The organism is Bradyrhizobium sp. USDA 4504, assembly GCF_054063995.1.
Genome location: NZ_JBSSGV010000001.1, coordinates 6,389,761 through 6,408,842 on the forward strand (window position 1 = coordinate 6,389,761; position 19,082 = coordinate 6,408,842).

Annotated in this window: 12 protein-coding genes; 8 read left to right on the forward strand and 4 right to left on the reverse strand. The window is 58.9% G+C overall.

What is annotated here, in order from left to right:
* Positions 1-133 precede the first annotated feature (133 nt).
* Positions 134-505: a hypothetical protein gene (locus tag ACVMB1_RS30080; RefSeq protein ID WP_456849611.1), complete on the reverse strand. Its 372-nt coding sequence runs from the start codon at positions 503-505 to the stop codon at positions 134-136.
* Positions 506-626: 121 nt separating this feature from the next.
* Here ACVMB1_RS30080 and ACVMB1_RS30085 point away from each other — a divergent pair, with 121 nt between their 5' ends.
* From ACVMB1_RS30085 to ACVMB1_RS30095, 3 genes are read left to right on the forward strand one after another with little or no spacing between them, the layout of a single operon-like run.
* Positions 627-2,165, forward strand: coding sequence for a recombinase family protein (locus ACVMB1_RS30085; protein ID WP_456849613.1), 1,539 nt, complete (start codon positions 627-629; stop codon positions 2,163-2,165).
* Positions 2,143-3,021: a ParB/RepB/Spo0J family partition protein gene (locus ACVMB1_RS30090; protein ID WP_456849614.1), complete on the forward strand. Its 879-nt coding sequence runs from the start codon at positions 2,143-2,145 to the stop codon at positions 3,019-3,021. The genes ACVMB1_RS30085 and ACVMB1_RS30090 overlap by 23 nt, the downstream gene beginning before the upstream one ends.
* Positions 3,022-3,046: 25 nt before the next feature.
* Positions 3,047-3,943: a plasmid partitioning protein RepB C-terminal domain-containing protein gene (locus ACVMB1_RS30095; protein WP_456849616.1), complete on the forward strand. Its 897-nt coding sequence runs from the start codon at positions 3,047-3,049 to the stop codon at positions 3,941-3,943.
* Positions 3,944-4,267: 324 nt separating this feature from the next.
* Here the strand turns inward: ACVMB1_RS30095 and ACVMB1_RS30100 are convergent, their stop codons facing one another.
* The 3 genes from ACVMB1_RS30100 to ACVMB1_RS30110 form a co-directional block, all read right to left on the reverse strand.
* The gene (locus ACVMB1_RS30100; protein ID WP_456849618.1) at positions 4,268-4,540 is read right to left on the reverse strand and encodes a hypothetical protein; all 273 of its coding nucleotides are present in this window, start codon (positions 4,538-4,540) and stop codon (positions 4,268-4,270) included.
* A 35-nt stretch (positions 4,541-4,575) separates the two neighbouring features.
* Complete coding sequence (locus ACVMB1_RS30105) at positions 4,576-4,932, reverse strand: hypothetical protein (protein WP_456849620.1); 357 nt, start codon at positions 4,930-4,932, stop codon at positions 4,576-4,578.
* A gap of 1,097 nt (positions 4,933-6,029) precedes the next feature.
* The gene (locus tag ACVMB1_RS30110; protein ID WP_456849622.1) at positions 6,030-6,362 is read right to left on the reverse strand and encodes a hypothetical protein; all 333 of its coding nucleotides are present in this window, start codon (positions 6,360-6,362) and stop codon (positions 6,030-6,032) included.
* Between the two features lie 354 nt (positions 6,363-6,716).
* Between ACVMB1_RS30110 and ACVMB1_RS30115 the strand changes: the two genes are divergently transcribed.
* From ACVMB1_RS30115 to ACVMB1_RS30135, 5 genes are all read left to right on the forward strand, one after another.
* A complete protein-coding gene (locus tag ACVMB1_RS30115; protein WP_456849940.1) occupies positions 6,717-7,916 on the forward strand; it encodes a restriction endonuclease in 1,200 nt (399 codons plus the stop codon).
* 164 nt (positions 7,917-8,080) lie between these two features.
* Positions 8,081-9,367: a DNA cytosine methyltransferase gene (locus ACVMB1_RS30120; RefSeq protein ID WP_456849624.1), complete on the forward strand. Its 1,287-nt coding sequence runs from the start codon at positions 8,081-8,083 to the stop codon at positions 9,365-9,367.
* The gene (locus ACVMB1_RS30125) at positions 9,303-9,677 is read left to right on the forward strand and encodes a very short patch repair endonuclease (protein ID WP_456849626.1); all 375 of its coding nucleotides are present in this window, start codon (positions 9,303-9,305) and stop codon (positions 9,675-9,677) included. The genes ACVMB1_RS30120 and ACVMB1_RS30125 overlap by 65 nt, the downstream gene beginning before the upstream one ends.
* Positions 9,678-9,879: 202 nt before the next feature.
* Entirely contained in the window at positions 9,880-12,846 is a 2,967-nt protein-coding gene (locus ACVMB1_RS30130) for a hypothetical protein (RefSeq protein WP_456849628.1), read from the forward strand.
* A gap of 3 nt (positions 12,847-12,849) precedes the next feature.
* Positions 12,850-18,960, forward strand: a complete 6,111-nt coding sequence (locus ACVMB1_RS30135; RefSeq protein WP_456849630.1) for a DEAD/DEAH box helicase — start codon at positions 12,850-12,852, stop codon at positions 18,958-18,960.
* The last annotated feature ends 122 nt before the right edge of the window (positions 18,961-19,082 follow it).

The following is a 19,082-nucleotide window of genomic DNA, read 5'->3' on the forward strand; positions in this document are numbered from 1 at the left end:
GCTGCATCAGCCAGCCAAAATTGGCCTAGGATCCGAAGAATGGCGCCTCGCGCCAATGGCTCGTCCAGTGCCGCGAAATAACGATACAGAGCGTTGATCGCCACGCCGGGGATTGACGAGCCGCCCACGAACTTCAGGGCTTGGAGATTCGTTCCTCTTGAAGAATCTCCGAGAGCAGTTCGATGGTGCCGTGCAAGGCACTACGCACTTCCGAAAGCCTACGATCCAGTGGGACCGGCTTGCGCTCCGACAACTGCAACACACGCTCGAAAACAGCGTCGGAATTTCGGATCAAATGCAGCAGATGTTCACCACTCGGTCCGTTCAGGCCGGCGATCCAGTTCTTTACGGTCCGTTCGTTCGCGCCTGTCCACCGCATTAATGTCTTATGTGCCCGGTGCGTGTTGCCGAGTTCGCGCCTGAGGATCTCAGCTATACCGAGCGCGTAGGTCGCACTCAGACCACCGCTAGCACCTGGAAACTTTTTGCCCGTTTTCGGAAACATGTTTCCTCCGAGCTTAGCTATACTGCTGCTTACGTCATCATGCGTTCATGACCGGAGTTGGGCGGTGATGCAGTCCACGAAAATAGACACGACAACTGAACCGTGGCGATCGGATCATATCATGGCCGCAGCCGAATACGTACGAATGTCGACCGATCATCAGCAGTATTCGACAGCCAATCAATCACAGGCCATTCACGACTATGCCGCTCGCCACGGCTTCAGAATAGAAAAGACCTACATCGACAGCGGCAAGTCGGGCCTCACGTTGGACGATCGGGATGCTCTCAAAGAGCTGATTGAGGATGTCCAGAGCGGAAGTGCCACTTACTCTTCTATTCTGGTCTACGACGTCAGCCGTTGGGGACGATTCCAGGATGCTGATGAAAGCGCCTATTACGAATACATCTGTAAGCGCGCCGGTATCTCGGTTCGATACTGCGCCGAGCAGTTCGAAAACGATGGAAGTCCGGTCTCGACCATCGTCAAGGGTGTCAAGCGAGCCATGGCAGGCGAGTATAGTCGTGAGCTCTCGGTCAAGGTGTTTGCCGGCCAGCGCAGGTTAATCGAACTGGGCTACCGCCAAGGTGGGCCGGCCGGCTGCGGGCTTAGGCGGCAATTGATCGACCAAAACGGCGCTCCCAAGGCGGCATTAGTTCGCGGTGAACACAAGAGTATCCAGACCGATCGCATCGTCCTTGTCCCCGGGCCGGACGAGGAAATCGAGACGGTCCGTTTCATCTATGATTGCTTTGTTCACCGTTCGAAGGGCGAGCGCGAGATCGCCGCTTTGCTTAATGAGAAAGGCACCCTCACCGACCTCGATCGTCCCTGGACCCGCGCTACCGTGCATCAGATCCTGATCAACGAGAAGTACGTCGGCAACAATGTCTGGAACCGTTGCTCCTGCAAACTGAAGGGCCACCGCGTCTATAACCCGCCCGAGCGCTGGGTCCGGCATGACAAGGCCTTCGAGGCGATCGTCGACGACGAGACCTTCCAGGCCGCGCAGAAAATCATCAATGACCGCGCCAAAACCTATTCCGACGAAGAACTGCTCGACTTGCTCCGCGGCCTGCTCGACAAGCATGGCTATCTATCTGGCATTATCATCGATGAATTGGAGCTCGGGCCCTCGAGCAGCGCCTACCGGGCTCGGTTCGGCAGTCTGGTTCGGGCTTACGAATTGATCGGCTTCACCCCGGAGCGGGACTATCGCTACATCGAGATCAACCGGGCGCTTCGTCGGATGTATCCGGAACTAATCGCCAAAGCCATCCGCGGCATCGAGGAGATCGGCGGCACGGTTGGACAGGATGCCGAGACCGATCTGCTTTCGGTCAATGACGAGTTCACCGCCTCGCTGTGCCTGGTCCGATCCCAGGACACACCAGCTGGCACCTATCGCTGGCATGTCCGCTTCGACATGGGCTTGCGGCCAGACATCACCGTCGCTATCCGGCTGAATCAGACCAATTCCGGCATCCTCGACTACTACCTCCTTCCCCGCTTCGACATGGACCAATCCAAACTGCGGCTGGCCGAGCACAACGGTATCGGGCTCGACGCTTACCGGTTTGACCAGCTCGACGCCCTGTTCGAACTCGCCGCTCGCTCGCAACTGATGGAGGTCCGCCATGGGGTCGGGGCAGATTGTTGAGATTGTTCCGGTGAATGCGATCGACGTGGTCAACCCGCGAGCTCGCAATAGGCGCATTTTCAAGGAGATCGTGACCAGTGTCGCCGAGCTCGGTCTGAAGCGGCCGATCACAGTCCGACGAACACAAACGGACAGCGAACTGCGCTACGAGCTGGTCTGCGGCCAGGGTCGGCTTGAGGCCTACCGAGCGCTCGGTCAGCGCGAAATCCCCGCGGTGGTGGTCGATGCCAGCAGCGAGGACAGCGCGATCATGAGCCTCGTCGAGAACTGCGCGCGAAGGCAGCATCGCGCGATCGATCTGTTGCACGACATCGATGGTCTCAAGACCCGCGGCTATGATTACGATGAAATTGCTCGCAAAACCGGGCTTACGATCGAATACGTCAAGGGAGTCATCAGCCTCTTGGAAAGCGGCGAGCACCGGCTCTTGCGTGCAGTGGAAGCCGGTCAGATTCCTGTCACCGTTGCCGTCCTGATAGCTCAGGCCGAGGACACCGACGTCCAGGCGGTGCTGCAGCAAGCCTATGAGGAAAAGCTGCTTCGCGGACAAAGGTTGATGGCTGCAAAAAAGCTGATTGAGCAGCGGCGCCGGCGTGGCAAGGGCTATAAAACCGGCGCACGCCGGGTCGACGGCGCCCCGATCAGTTCGAATGCGCTGCTTCGCGCCTACCGCGCAGACGTCGACCGCAAAAAGGTGTTGATCCGCAAATCCAACAACACGAAAGCTCGGCTCCTATTCATCTTGGAGGCGCTGCGCAAATTGCTTGCTGAGCCAGAGTTTGTCGCGGTGCTTGAGGCAGAAAAGCTCGACACCCTGCCGAAGAACCTGGCGCTTCGCCTGCAGGGCGAGGCGTAACGCCCTCTTGCCAAATTGACGAATCATGCCACGCCGGGTCCACATCGCGGTACGCAGCGGGTTCGAGGAACGCACCATCCAGCTGCGGCTTTCCGATGTCCAGCCCCTCAAATACATCTCGGACGAGATTAAGCGTTCGGCCAAGTACAAGCAGATCTTGGCCTCTATCGCCGAGATCGGGCTGGTTGAGCCGCCGGTGGTGGCACGTAGCCGAGAGGAGCTAGGCAAGTTCTTGCTGCTCGACGGACACCTTCGGCTCGAGGCGCTACGCGATCAGGGGATCGTGGAAGTCGCCTGTCTGGTCTCGACCGACGACGAAGCCTTCACTTACAACAAGCGGATCAACCGGATCGCTATCATCCAAGAACACAAGATGATCTTGAAGGCGGTCGAGAACGGGGTATCGGAAGAGCGAATCGCAAAGTCGCTCAATGTCGATGTGGCAAGTATCCGCCGTCGGCGCAGGTTGCTCGATGGTATCTGCGCGGAAGCGGCCGAACTCTTGAAAGAGAAGCATATTGCGCTCAACACCTTCTCCGAATTGCGCAAGTTAGGCGCGATCCGACAGATCGAGGCGGCCGAGTTGATGGTGGCGATGAATAACTTTTCCAACTCCTACGTCCGCTCGCTGTTGGCAGCGACGCCAAAGGCACAGCTCGCACCCGGCTACAAGCCACGTCAACCCAGGGGCCTGTCGGATGAGCAACTGGCACTGATGGAACGGGAATCAGCCTCGCTCGCTCGCGAATTCAAGGTCGCCGAGCAGAGCTATGGCGCTGATCACCTCGATCTGGTGCTAGCGAACGGCTTCATTTCAAAACTTTTGCGCAACGCAAAGGTGGTAGGTTATTTGGCAAAGCATTATCAAGAGCTTCTGCTCGAATTCCAGAAGATCAGCGAAAGCGAAGTCGCTGCGACCTAACTTAAAACGACCACCTGGCACAACCGCGCCCTTCATTCAGAAGACGATGCCGACGATAAGATTGGCTACCGGGGCATGGCGGGAGCTCGCGGCGGTCGGTTCGCTTTATAGATCCACGGCCTAATCAAACTCCCTCGCAGCCTACGGCGTGGCATCTACAACCGAAGAGAAATTCGATGGGCTGGAGGCGCATCAGTAGGCCGATGCTGTCGGATAAGCGTTGTATCCGTTGGATGCCAGTAAGTGCACTGTTGTGGAGTTGGCATAAAGTACAATGGATTTCGAACAACCGAATTTCGTAGGCAGATTGCGGAGCACCGCAAGTCACAGCACAAGTGAAAAACAATGAAGCTGTATCACGGGACAGAAACGACAAACCGACAAAGCATCCTCGACCATGGTTTGAAAATCAATCATCCGGTCACAGGCGAAATGCTTAGCATTACGGGTGGCATTTTCTTTTCGAGCAAATTGCCGGAACCGTTGCCGCAAATTGACGTTTGGGTGGTCGATACCAGCGGCTTGCCAATCATAATCGATGACACCGACTGCTCCCCGGATCCCGAAGACACCTGGTGGGTCCTGTATCCACCCCATGAAGTCTCACCAGAACGTCTAACCTTGCTAGAGAGTCACAGCGAACCGACCCCAGATTGTGAAACTGCCTCGCGCGCGAGCAATCCCAACCTCGAACGACGATGATTATTTTGTCCGAGCCAATTCGGGATGTTCGCTCCCCGCGATGCGAAGTGTTCGACGTGAACCACGGTTAGTGATTCATCCGAGTACGCAACTTCATTTATTTCGCGCCACTTGCCGGGGCGAGCGACCTCAAAAGCCCTACGAGCACTCGTGACATAGCTTCCGTTAGCGCCAAGACCAAACATCACAACGAGCTTCGTCCGCTCCGGTAGAACTCGCAAAAATTTGGTGACACAAGCCAGCGAAATCCGACGACCGAATTCATGATCCATGAATTCGTCGATCATCCCGCCGCTCCCGACCCAAGCGTTAGTCTTCTTATCGAATCGTTCAACAGTGCAGCGGACGAGCGATCCCCATCCAAATCGACCGTCCGTGTCCGCAATTGCTCTATCGACCAACGTCTTCAATTGGTCCGCGCTCGCGGTTGGCAACAGGCCTACATGAGATAGTATCCTCCCGACCTGCTTCCTTCCCTTCCGGTAAGGGACATCGTTGTGCGGAAGGTTTCGGAGTTCGCCAGCCTGCCTGGGTCCTTTTGAAAAGCCCAATACCAGTATTTCTGGCTCGCGATTTCCCCACGCAAGCGGGTTAGCTGTAATGCGCCATCCCTGATCCGCGCTCTCTGTTCGCGTTTCGTCGAATGATACAGTCCTAGCGTGACAGAGAGAGCAATCTACTCGCCCATGGGCAGGAAGCAGACATTTCATATCGATCGTGCGACCCGTGTTCATGAACTGCGCCGCTTCTGATTAACTCGGCGGAGCAAATCACTAATCAATCCGTTGTACTTCGTACCCGGTCTCTGCGGCGCGCTGCAAGCAGTTATCGCCTAAGCGACTCATCCGAACACTTGCTTGGCTTGCCACTCGTCGGACGCAATCCCGGTACAGCCACGGTGCTGCAAATGAACCAGCCCAAATACCAAGCCCTGCCCTTTCGGCCGATAGTCGATCTTGGACGTGCTTGCCTTTCGAGTACCGGGGCCAGTCCAACACGTGTCCGTACGATACCAGCCACTGCGCCAAGTCCGTGCCATCCACACTGCAAGCCGCCACAGTACGCCCGTGGCGGTCAGCGTTGAGCGGGACACACCGGACTGCCCGGGACGCCAGGAAAGCATCCAGTTCGTTCTCCGGCTGCGCACCGCACCAATACTGATTGCTGTCGCACCGCGACAAAGCTGATCGGCTACTGGCTCATCTATTCCCCATAGGCGAATGCGATCACGTGGATTTCGCCATCGCTGACGCCGGCTTGGCCGACGAGGTCATCGCATCAGGGCAAGCTCGGACCGCAGTCGGTGTTGCGAACCATAGGGGCAGAAAAATCGGGAAACATTCCCTTCATCGGCGCGAGATCACCGACGTAATCAAACGCGGGATCAGACCGACGGATTCCAGTTCAATGTCACGGTTTCAACTACGCCGCCCGGCGAATTCGTGATCGTTTGAATAAACCCGGCGTACTCAGCGATCTTCATACAGCCATAGTCCATACGCTTTGGCACGCCATCTATCGTCAGAAACGAGATTGGCAACGTGCGTTCGCCCGTTTGTTCGGCAAGTCGGACAAGATTTCTGTAGAACGCCGACTGGCGGGCGGTTGCACCGGCAGGAGCGTCACCAAATTCACTCGCCGGACGGAGCCGGGTCGGATTGCTCAGTGTTTTTGCGCCAGGCGCTTCTTCCCAATGAAAATTTAGAGTTAACGGCATTTCGTAGTCTCCTAGCCTTATCGTTCCCCTGGCCACCATGTTGACGACGGATGGCTCGCCGAAATCTTACTTGTCCGCAAGGCTACAAGACAACTTCGCTTGCAGGGATGCCCCTGCACTCGCCAACAATCTTTGCAGCGCATACAGCGCTCTAACTCATGGACCGGCGTCGTCTTCGGTCTGCGCAGCTTCGGTGACGATTGGCGAACCCCATGCCTCAAAAACCCGGGGTGGCAGATTCGAACCCCGTCACTCTGCCAGTCATTCAACGACTTAGGGATTTATCAAGCGAGCGTAATTCGCTAGGGGTAATGCAAGGTGCCCCAGGCGGGTCCCCTGACGGAGCCGGACTTGGTGCGCATTGTCCCACATAACCTGTTGGCGTCCTCCGACCTGGTCATTGACGCTGTTTATGAGGGTGGCACGGCTGGAAACGCTGCCGACGATCCAATTTCTAAGGTTCTGGCGGGCGTCGGAAACCAGGGCGGGTTTCGCGAAGCAGGGCGCGGCCCGGACAAGAAGTTCGTTGTGCTCTACACCAGTGGCGAGGATAGCGATTGGCCAGACACATTGGATTTGAGCACTGGCCAATTCATCTATTTCGGTGACAACAAGAAGCCGGGTCACGAGCTGCATGAAACATCCGGCAATCAAATCCTGCGTCGAGTTTTCGAGCTTTTGCACGGTCCTTCCGAGTTGCGCGCGAAGGTGCCACCGTTCTTCATTTTCAAGAAATACCCCACAACTACGAGTTCTCGATCTGTGCAATTTAAGGGTCTAGCGGTGCCGGGATTTGCAGGCCTGCCATCGACCGCCGATCTCGTCGCTGTTTGGAAGACGACAAAAGGTCAACGCTTTCAGAATTACCGCGCTGTCTTCACCGTGCTGGACGTGCCGGTGATTGCGCGCTCGTGGTTATTGGCGCTGGCTGGTGGAAATGGCGCACGCGCGGAGGCCGCGCCTGCGCCATGGCAAGATTGGGTGAAATCAGGTCAAGCGAAAGCACTGGCCTCGGAAAATACCACGGCCATTAGAAGCGCTAACCAGCAGCGTCCTGATACCCCGACGAAGACTGCGATTTTGCGAGTAGTCTTCGATTATTTCGAGCCGGCGCCTATTGCTTTCGAGTCCTTTGCCGCTCGGGTGTTTCAAATGCACGATCCGAGAGTGATCATCGACGCCATCACGCGAGGCAGCGTAGATGGAGGTCGTGACGCAGTCGGTCGCTACCTTTTGGGCCTGACAGACGATCCGGTCTATGCCGAATTCTCGCTCGAGGCTAAATGCTATCAACCGGCGTTCGACGGGGAAACGGCCAATACTGTAGGAGTTCGCGAGGTCTCACGTCTGATTTCGAGGATCCGCCACCGACAATTCGGGGTCTTAGTAACCACCTCCGTGGTTGCGCCCCAGGCCTATGAGGAGGTGCGCGAAGATCGACACCCCATCATCTTCTTAAGCGGAAAGGATATTGCAGACATTCTCATCGCCAATGGATTCAATACGCCGGACTTGGTGAGTTCTCTCCTAACTACCGAATTCCCACTAACCTGAACTGTCTATTGCAAGGCTGGCGAGCGTGGCTGTATCGATGGCGCTTGGTCGGACGTGGCACTCGCGTGGAGGACTGCGACGCATGCTTTAGATGCACCAAAATTGGGGGCGCGGCGTGAGACGAACTCAAATCTTTCTCGAGAATTCCGCCCGAAGCAGGTATCGTGCCGACTCACAGGCCCCAGCGGGGGCAACAGGTCGTTGATCAGAGGCAGGGCGTTTTGAGGGTCGTTGGTCTATTTGCGGGTATCGGCGGACTAGAACTGGGCCTGAAGGCTGCAGGGCATAGTGTGGAGATCGTTGCTGAAAACGATCCCATCGCCAGCTTGGTACTAGCCCGACGCTTTCCGGATGTAGTGAACCTCGGTGATATTACTCGGATCGAGAAGTTGCCAGAATGCGATGTTCTGGCTTGTGGATTTCCCTGCCAGGATCTCAGCCCAGCAGGCGGCACAGCTGGCATTCATGGCCCGAAGTCTGGACTCGTTTCTCACGTCCTTCACCTCGTTCACGCTGCGCGTCGCAAACCGCAATGGATGTGCTTCGAGAACGTGCCGTTCCTGCTCTCCCTCAAGCGAGGTGCGGGGATGCGCTATCTGACACGGAAGATAGAAGAGGCTGGCTATACTTGGGCCTATCGTGTCATCGATAGCCGAGCCTTCGGGTTGGCGCAAAGACGCCGTCGGATATTTTTACTTGCATCGCGTGTCGAGGATCCCTCTGAATTTCTTTTCTCGGATGTCGGTGCATCGCGCGAGCCAGAGTGGGCGCCAGACACGCCTTGTGGGTTCTATTGGACGGAAGGCAATCGAGGTGTGGGCTGGGCGGTCGATGCCACGCCGCCCTTGAAGGGAACATCGGGCGTGGGCATCGCGTCACCGCCAGCGATTTGGCGGTCAGGCAGCCGTGATTTCGTTACACCGACTATTGAGGACGCGGAAGCACTCCAAGGTTTTCGACGTGGCTGGACAGCATTTAGGGCGGAAGAGGCCGTTGCCGATCGGTTACGGTGGCGCCTCATCGGGAACGCCGTCAGCGTGCCCGCAGCTGGATGGGTAGGGCGGGTTCTTGCTGGGCAGTCTGCACAAAGGCGCCCCGAAGCGGAAAAGCTTGATGCGGCCCATTCCTGGCCCATCGCAGGTTACGGCGGAAGAAACCAGCGGTGTAAGGTGGAGGTGTCGGAGTGGCCTGGTCGTAAGGGATATGTAGGTATATCGAAATTCCTCTCCGACGAGGCGCCGCCCCTTTCACTGCGGGCCGCGAGCGGTTTCCTTAGTAGGCTTGAGAGGAGCGGCCTTCGTGTCCCGTCGGAATTCACCCGCGATCTCAGGGACTTCGTCGCGCGCCAAGGTACAGCTGCAAACGGATGGAGGGACCAGCGCGCGGATGAGCCGGACGCACGGGCGAGACAATCCGCAGGAAAGAGCGCTGCGATCAGCTCTGTTTCGTGAAGGCTTCCGCTTTCGTGTCCATTACCGCGTTCCAGGAGTCGCGCGACGCTCGATCGATGTGGCCTTCGTAGGCTCACGTCTGGCGGTATTCCTGGACGGCTGTTTTTGGCATGGTTGTCCGCAGCATGCGACGTGGCCTGCAAGAAATGCGGACTTCTGGCGGCAGAAAATCGAGGCCAACCGCAAACGCGACCGCGAAACGGACGCGCTCCTAGCGGCGACCGGTTGGCGCGTTGTTCGGATCTGGGAGCATGAAGACACTGATGCGGCAGTAGCTCGAATTCGCGATGTAGTCAAAGGGAGGCGTTGACGATCCGATTAAGCGAAGGAATCATCCGCTGCAAGCAGTAGGTGAGTCGGGGGCCAAGTGCTTGAGCGGCTTTCCGGAGCCGTGGTTCAGATCGGTAAGGCGTAAGTGGGCGGCCTCGCGTCAAGCATGTCACGTGCTTGAGGCGCCGTTATCCGCAACAATTCCGGCCTGACAATTTGAGGCGCCCTGAGGGGTGGTCGGAATGAGTGATTGGCGAAGCTGGCAGCTTCCGGAGTGGAATGAGCGCCTGTTGGTGCATTTCTTCGGCCGTCAACCTGGGGAGGATGCTCCCGTTGTCGCACTTCTGACGACACCCGAAGAACTGGCGCGCGTCACTGGAGACGTGACAGCGAACCCGTCGGACGTCAGGGACAGATTCATCATTCAGCTCCGCGAAGCGATTGGTCCAAACCGAAGTCTCTTCGACGATGCTGCGAACTATCAGCATTGGCCGAATCCGCCGCCGCCAGAACGCGTGCCGAGGTTCGTTTCTCACCTGATCTTTTCTTGCATCGCAGCGTCGGAGTCCTCGGAGGAGTTGGCGAGCGAGGGATCGTACTTGCTGCGTTTGCGTGAGCTAGCCGGAGGCACGCTGCCGGATTACACGCTTCAATGGCTGCCAACGCTATGGAGCAATCTTGCTGCCTGGCTTGCTGCGAATGCTCGGCAATTCAGGCCGTTGAGGTTGCCGCAGCCAGGCGGCTATACCCGGATCGGCCATTCGGTGAAGCTCGCCTTTCCCGATCGGCGCGATCAGCGAGTGCTGTCCGAAATTCTGGACCGCGCTGGTCTACAGGGACATGAGCCTCCGGTAGGTAAGGTGATTGCGCTGGTCGCGGCGTCGCGTGGCCGGTTTCGGCAAGCATTCCAGCAAGCTTTCGACAATTTTCGAAGCAGTTTTGCGAATGGGACGCGCCATGCGAGGGAGACGCTTGAGCATCGCTTCTGGTCGGCAGTGCGAGACGCGGCGCTGCGTGGACGTGGTGCGGGCGTTGATGAAGACGGCGAGGATGCACTGCTTCAACTGCTGTGCGAAGAGCAGGATGATAGGCTCCATCTATTCCTTGTAACGGATGAGCCAATCTCCGAAGGACGGTTTCGGACGGCAGAATTGCCCGTGACGTTCGATCGATGGCGCTACGCCGTGATCGAGAACAAGCAGGTGGCAGATGCGCCCGAAGGTGCGTACGCGACCGCGCGTGATGTGCTCACCGGCCGCATTTCGACTCCACGTCTCAGCAGCCTCGTTGCGCAAGGTCTCGTCACGTTGGTGGAGGGTGTCCACGGCTGCCTCGAATTGGGGGGACCAGAGCAACTGGAGCAGTCCAGGACCGTTCTTGCGCGTGATGAGCGGGCAAAGGCTCTGATCACTCTCTTCGGGAAGGCGCGCGTGCGATCCAACCCATCAGTGTACCGCGGGTGGGTCGAGTTGCGAGGCCTGGAGCTTCGCCGCCTTTCAGCCGAGACGCTGGAGGAGACGGCGCTGGTCGGGTGCTGGCAGCTTTATGATTCGATCGTAAGGCCATTTGCGCGATTGCAACGTGGGGTGAGGGCGGATGACGGATGGCTAGGATTGCGCGAGATACTTCCCCGCATTGTGGCGCCCGGCGCCAGTGCGGTCGTGATGACCGGTGTCGACAGTAGGCGCGAAGTACTTGGAAAGGATGAAGAAGGCGCCTGGCAACTGCCTTCCCGCGATCTTGAGGGAGAGTTCCAATTCGAAATCAGCCTGGAGGAAGGCGGGACAGTTGGCTTGTCGGCCCGCTTCAATCGCGTGGTCGCTGGCCAGGATGTCCGCCTGCCCGACGAGCTGAATGCTTGGATCCTAGAGGGATTGGGTGGGACGACGACCTTGGCGGGAACCGCACCGCTTCGCGACAGCCCAAGCACTGAGTCAGCTCCGGCAGCCGACCTCACATTTCATCTTGGCCCGGTCGTGGGGCAATTCTTGAATGGACCTGAGGAGGCAGCATGGTCTGTAACGAAATTTGGCGGCAAAGCGATGGGAGCGCGATGCCGCCCCGATCTCGCGGAGACGTCGGGTATCGCACGCGTATCCGACATTTCGGCTCGGCGGAGGTGGCGTCAGCTGCTGTTCAACTGCCGGCCGGATCCCTCGGATGAAGATTTCAATGCTGCGAGGAGCCGAATCCGTCAAAGTGTGATCTCAACGGAATTGCCGACCGACGAAAATATTGTGTCTTCGGCCCAGGCTGCGGCGCCGCGAAACTTGACCGTCGCTGCAGAGGTTGATCGCCTGCTTGCGATTGCAGCGGCACGCGCTGGCGGACGTACGGGAATTCCCTTCCGGGAATGGTCCGGCCATGTGGAGCGGGTCATGGGGCTGTCGCGCGAGGGGATACGCGCGCTCACGCGCAGCTGGGCCGAGGCCGGAATCTTGGACATCGCCTTCTATGCCCGCTGGCGGCACTGCAGCGTGTTCGTACGCTCCCCTACTCTCGTTGGATTTCGAACTGAGCGAGGGTTCGGGGCGACAATCCTTGGACTTTTACTGCCGACCACGCGACGCAGCGTACGGTTGGCTGCTGAGCACGTGGGAGCGGCGATCGAAGAACGTACCCATGTCACTACTCAAGCGCCTGCCATCATGACCGTGCGCTGCAGCCGGCAAGAGCAGCTTGAAGCAATCTCGAAGCGGGCCGGCGTTCCCCTGCGGTGGCTGGAGTTCGAATTCGTACGTTACGCCGAACAAAATCGGCATGATGGACTTGGACCAGCACCACAGAATTACGACGAGCGAACGCCCTGGACGAGGTGGTCGTTGGGCGCTGGGCTCGATACGAGTGAAATATCATTCACGCATTGCGTCCGCGCAGGCTGCCCAGACTATTGGCACTTGGAGGCCGGAGATCGTTCGGTGTGGTCGTTTGACCTCAACACGGCCCGCCTTTGGGGGCTAGCAATGTTGAGGCAAAACCCATTCGCCACAGTGGACGGCGGACAGCTGATTGCGGCACAAGCCTTTCTTCCGTTGCCCATGGCGCGTTGCTTGGCAATTCTCAGCGGGACCGCGCCAGGCGTCGGTGAGGATGGCCGATACAGGTATCCGTGCGCGTCAACAGCCCTGAGCAGAAGCATATTGAGTGTTCTTGAGACAATTTTCGATCCGCACCGCCTTCGACGGCATGCGCAAGCTATGATGGGATGAGCCATGTACGATCCGATCGGCTGTTTTCTGAGAGTGCGCGAGTTGTACGTCACGTACCTCGACACCGCCTTTCGTATTGGCGATCCAATGGTTCGCGCCGAACGCCGGGCCCTGATCGAGCGTCCAGGAACCCTGTGCACGGATCCGCTTCTTGAGCCGCTGCCTCGTTACCGCACCACCTCATGGAAGCTCAGCGAACTCGTCGACCGCGAAGGGGATGAACAGGCCCTCGATCACTTCACGCGTAACGAGCGCAAAGTATTCGTTCAGCTGGTCGCTTCGGGACTCTTCGATAGTGCCGATATTGAGCTCTACCTTCACCAAGCGAAAATGCTTTGCCGCGGCAGTAGGAACGCGCGACCTGGAATCGTGACCTCTGGCACCGGATCGGGAAAGACCGAGTCTTTTCTGTTGCCAGTACTCGCAAGCATCGCGCGTGAAGCACTGAGCTGGGAAGCGCCACAGGCCGGATACTTGACGCGTCGGTGGTGGCAGGATGCGAATGGACGAAGCTACGAGAGTTACGGTGGCGAGGGTGGAATTCCAAAGCAGCGTCGCCCCTTGAAGCGCAATCCCGCGGCCGATCCATTCGTGGCGCATCGTGCTGGCGAGCGACGCGCGGCAGCCGTGCGTTGCTTGATCCTCTATCCGATGAACGCGCTGGTCGAGGATCAGCTGGCGCGCTTGCGCAAGGCGCTCGATTCGGCTTCTGCGCGCGAAATCACGGCGCAAAGCTTCAAGGGCAACCGCATCTTCTTCGGCCGCTACACGAGCGATACGCCGGTTACCGGTTTCAACGTGCACCCTCGCAAAGCAGCAGAGGTTGATTGGGAACGTCGCGCGCGCCAACTCGGCAAGTTGTTCGCCGAGATGGTCGATTACGAGCGCACACAACGCAACGTGGAGACGTTGATCGCGAGCGGCGAAGCAGAACCGGATGATCGTTACCTCTTCCCATCGGTCGATGGGGCCGAGCTGCTGTCTCGGTGGGACATGCAGACGTCTCCTCCGGATCTGCTAATCACCAACGTCAGCATGCTGGGCGCCATGCTCAATCGTGAGGTTGACGCGCCGATCTTCGACCGGACACGTCGATGGTTGCAGTCCGAGGATGCATATTTTTATTTGGTCCTGGATGAGCTGCATCTGCAGCGAGGCGCCGCGGGTACGGAGGTGGCATATCTCATTCGTACCCTTCTCGCGCGTCTCGGTCTCACGGAACCGGCGCACCGGCACAAGCTTCGTATTCTGGCATCCAGTGCATCGTTGCCCGCAGAGGGCGAGGAAGGGACGAAAAGCCTTGCCTATCTTTGGGACATGTTCGGGCGCTTTGGGACATACGAGGCAAACGGAACTGGTGTTGCAGACCGGCAAGGCTGGCGTTCGGCGATCATCACCGGCGACACCGAGCCCGAGCATCCGCTTGGAACGGAGCCGTTGGTACCCGAGCCATTTATTGCCTTCGTCGAAGCCCATGGAGGCTCGACTACCGAACCGGCCTGCGCTGGAGACGTTCCGCTTCTTGAGGCGCCGTGGCGTGACGTCGCGGCTGGGTTGGGCGTGACATCGGATGGGCCCCTTGTAGATGTGGTACGGACTTGCGTCGTAGAGGCGGGACGCAGACTCGCGGTGGCCTGTTGGTCGGAGGAGGATGGGCGGGTCAGAGCGACGGAATGGTCCGTTTTGAGCAGCACACTGTTTGGAGGAAACGGTGATCGGGAGCGCGGCGCAGTCCGCGGCCTCATGCTGGTCCGCGGTCTCGGCGATGCGTTCGGGCGATGGTTCGGGGAAGCCGTTCCGCGGATCGACGCGCCTTCGTTCCGGCTGCACACATTCTTCCGCAGTATCGAAGGGCTTTATGCCCCGCTGGACCGCGGGTTGGGCGTCGCGCCGGCTTTTCGTTCCGAGAGCCGCGTGGCCGGCAGCCTTTCGATCGAGCGCACGGTCAGCGAGGAGCAAGTGGGCGGCGCGGGCGCGGCGCTGCCGCTGCGATTGTTCGAGATGCTGTATTGCGAATGTTGCGGCGAGATGTTCATCGGTGGCATGCGTCGTCGCCGCGGCAACAACGAAATCGAGCTGCTGCCGAGCGATGCGGATCTGGACGGGTTACCCGATAGCGCCGTCAGCCAGCGCTTCGAGGATTTATCATTCAACCAGTATGCTGTGTTCTGGCCGACAGCTCGGAGCGAACCGCCCAAGGTGGCCGAGTATCGCGGCAGCTCGCCGGAAGGTTGGGCAGCAGCCAGGCTCGATCCTGCGACCGGTGTGGTCCGGACCATTGGCCTCAGCAGGCAAGCAGCACAGGACACCGATATTCTGGGCTGGTTATTCGCACGACGAGAGAGTGCTGATCGGCACCAGCGGAGCAATGCCCGCCCTGGCACGAACGTACCGTACCAGTGTCCGAATTGTGAGACAGACTATTCGCCGCGTCGGATCGAAACCAGTGCAAGACTTTCGCCGCTTCGACACTTTCGGACAGGCTTTGCAAAGACTACACAGCTCCTTGCGAGCGAGGTTTTCGATCTCCTCAAACTGCATGCCGAGAGCCCCAAACTGGTCTCGTTCTCGGATAGTCGTCAGGACGCCGCCAAGGCGGCGCTCGACGTGGAAAGCCGGCACCACGAGGACCTGCGGCGAGATTTGGTCGTCACGCAGCTTCAGGCCGTTCTGCGTGGTCGGCCGTCTACCGAAGCGATTGACGCACAGCTTCGGGAGCTGCGTGCCCAACGCCGCAACGCCGAAGACATCAATGATCACACCGCCGAAGAACTGCTCAGCGCACAAATCGGTGCGCTAAATCGCGCGCGAGCAGGCGTCGGCGAGGATAGCGTCCTCATCGGGGACATCCTTGAAGATGCACGCGCCGCCGCGAGATTTTTTGGCGTGCGCGGGGCGCGACAGTTGCTCAAGCCATTGATCCGCGCCTTTGTCGAGCTTGGCGTCCATCCCACTGACCCGGCCGGAACGCGGTCGATTGCTGCGGTGGCCGATGGAGAGACCCGTTGGTTCGAGTGGAACGAGCTATTCGAGCCTCATGATGGCGGGTTCGACTGGCGCGATGACGTGCAGCAGCAGCAATGGCTCGATCAGGCCCGGCGGCTTGTCGTCGAGGATACGCAGAAGCTGGTCACGGAAATCCTGGTGAGCCGCACATATTTTTCTATCGAAGAGGCGGGGCTCGGCCATCTTTGTATGCCGCGCCAAGCTTTCGGTGAGGATGCGCGCGCCCATGCAGTGCACTCGGCGTTTTTGCGCGTCTTTGCCGATGCCTATCGATTGCTTGATAGTCCTTACGATCGGACGCCTGATCCCTGGGTGGATGAGAACCGGATCGATCAAAACAATCGTGTGCTAAAGTTCGCAACGCGCCTGTGGGGAGACCAGGCGCGAGCGCGGCTGCGCGACGTTCTGCAGCAGCTTTCTCAAGCCGGTCATCGAGACGGATTGCTCACGACTTCAGCCTTGCGCGTCAAGCTGGTAGATCCGTCGGATCGATATTGGCGATGCGGAAAATGCGCGCGTGTGCACCTGCACCGGGGAGCAGAGATATGCACACGCTGCTTCAGTGATCTACCTACCGAGCCTAGCGGCTCGGTCACCGAGGTTGTGGAACAGAATTTTCTGGCCAAGCGGCTGATCCGTCGGGGTGCACAACCGTTCCGGCTGCATTGCGAGGAGCTGACCGGCCAGACCGACAACGGCGCAGAACGTCAGCGAAAATTTCGAGGGATCTTGTTTCCCGACGTAAAGCCGGCGCGTGATGCAAACGGCCAGCTCATCCGTGATGAGGATGGGCAGGAGGTTCTGGTTCCCGACGACCGTTCCTTCCTGAGGCAGCGAGAAGAGATCGACGTTCTAGCGGTGACCACCACCATGGAAGTCGGAATCGATATCGGGCCGTTGCAGGCCGTGTTGCAGGCCAACATGCCACCGCAACGGTTCAATTACCAGCAGCGGGTCGGACGTGCTGGCCGTAGGCGCCAGGCGTATTCTATGGTGCTGACGGTATGCAGAACGAAGAGCCACGACCTTTACTACTTCCGCGAACCACGTAGGATCACTGGTGACGTGCCGCCGCCTCCGTTCTTGACCCGTGGCATGCCGAACATCGCCCGTCGCTTTTTGAGAAAGTGGTGGCTGAACGCGGCGTTCGGGCGCCTACGCGAAGCGCATGCAGCCAATTGGCCGGCCGACGATATGCGTCCACCCGACATCCACGGCGAGTTCATGCAGTCAAATGTGTACTTCGCCGAAGAGTGGCGCGATCGCCTGCGAGACGCCTTGATAACGGAGGAGGCGTCGGCACGGGCATTTGTGGACCTGGTGTGTCAGGACTCTTCGTTGGATTTTCACGCGGTGTGGATGGATCCCGAGCAATTGGTGCGGGAGATTGACACTTTGGAGGACCATCCGGAGTCGAAGCAGTACGGCCTCGCGCATTCGCTCGCCGAGCAGGGTGATTTGCCCTTGTATGGGATGCCTACGCGGGTTCGCGATTTGTATGTCGGGTATCGCTTCTCCCGCGCGACGAACGAGCGCGAGTGGACCACGATCGACCGCGATCTCGACCTGGCGGTCTTCGAGTTCGCGCCTGGTTCGATCATCGTGAAGGACAAGCGCGAGAACGTCTGCATCGGCTTCACGGGGCGACTAGGGAGCTTCGGCTTTCGGAGACTGAATTCACCGAGTCCGATGCATGTCCCGCTGATGTCCGAAGCACTTGGGCCGACTTTCTGGATGCTTGAGTGCGAGAACTGTGGGTCGTGGTACCGACACGAAACGATGCCCGAGGAGGGACTGGCCGATTGTGCATCTTGCGGACATCCGCTCTCCCCGGACCGTTCGTCACCATGCCGCGAACCGCTCGGATTCCGTACCAACTTCCGGCCGTCACCTGACGTGGACAGCGATGGGCCGAGCGGACGTCATCGGTCGATCCAGTCGGAGGCGGGTGCACTTGTGTTGGCGCAGTCGCCCGGTTCGAATCTGTCTTACCAGGTGGGTGAACAGATCAAAACGTATCGGCTCAACCGGGGAGGTCTCGACCCCGATACACCAGGGCGATGGAAGGGATTCAGTGCAGCGGCCGGCGAGGAGCGGCTCAGAAGGCCCGGTCAAGAGGCATTTCTGGACTCGCAATGGATCGCCGACGAGTTCATCGGTGATGCAGTGGGGCCAAGCGATTTCACGGCGTACACTGGCGATCAGCAGCGGCGCATCGATTCTGTGTGGCTCGCCGCGCCGAAAACGACGGATGCGCTGTATATCGCACCAGCCCAGATGCCTCGTGGACTCAGTCTGGAGCGCGTGGTCGGGCGCCGTAATTTGGATGGCCTGGTAGGCAGGGATGTCCTTGAGGCACTTGCATCAACAAGCGTGCGCGCTGCTGCACTTTCGGCGACGTTTATTCTAGTGAACAAGGCGGCTCTGGAGCTAGACATCGATCCCGAGGAGTTCGACGTCATCGAGCCGCGGATGTTCCGGCCGGCGGGAGGCGTCGCCCTGCCAGTGCTGCAAATAGCCGATCATCTTGTGAACGGTGCAGGCTTCAGCAATGCGCTGGGCACACCAGACCCGGAATCGGGAGCGACATTGATCGCATCGTTGCTGCGTCAAGCAGTGAGCGATGAGAGCAAATATCCTCTCAATGCTTTCATGCGCGACAATCATGAGCACGCTTGCGAACAGTCCTGCTACCGGTGCTTGCTGCGGTACCGCAATCAGCCATTTCATGGCCTGCTGGATTGGCGACTCGGCTTGTCGTTCCTTGAAGCGCTCAATCGCCTTGATTTCCGATGCGGTCTCGATGGGCGGTTCGAGGGGCCAGCCCTGAGGATGTGGTCGGAGTTGGTTGAGCGGGATCTGCAGCGCGTTCGGCGGCAGTTCAGCACGGCGGAAGTGCGCGAGATTGGCGCGCTACGCGCGATACGATTCGATGGGAACACACGCTGGGGCGTGATAGCGCATCCGCTCTGGAACCCTGAGGCACTCGATGGAGTACTCGGGGATGCGGTGGCTCAACTGGGTAGCGAGCCATTCACGATCATCGATTCCTTCAATCTGGCGAGGCGGCCGGTGACAATCCGGCGAGCGCTGCTCGACTGGACCTGAAGATGCAAGCGCTACCTCAAGCGCTGCGGTCGATTGATGTGCCAGATAAGCTGGCGGCGTCCTCGCTAGGTGGTTGGAGCGGGTGCGTCGCCAAGTTAGTGCAGGCGTCTCAGCGCTCCAGG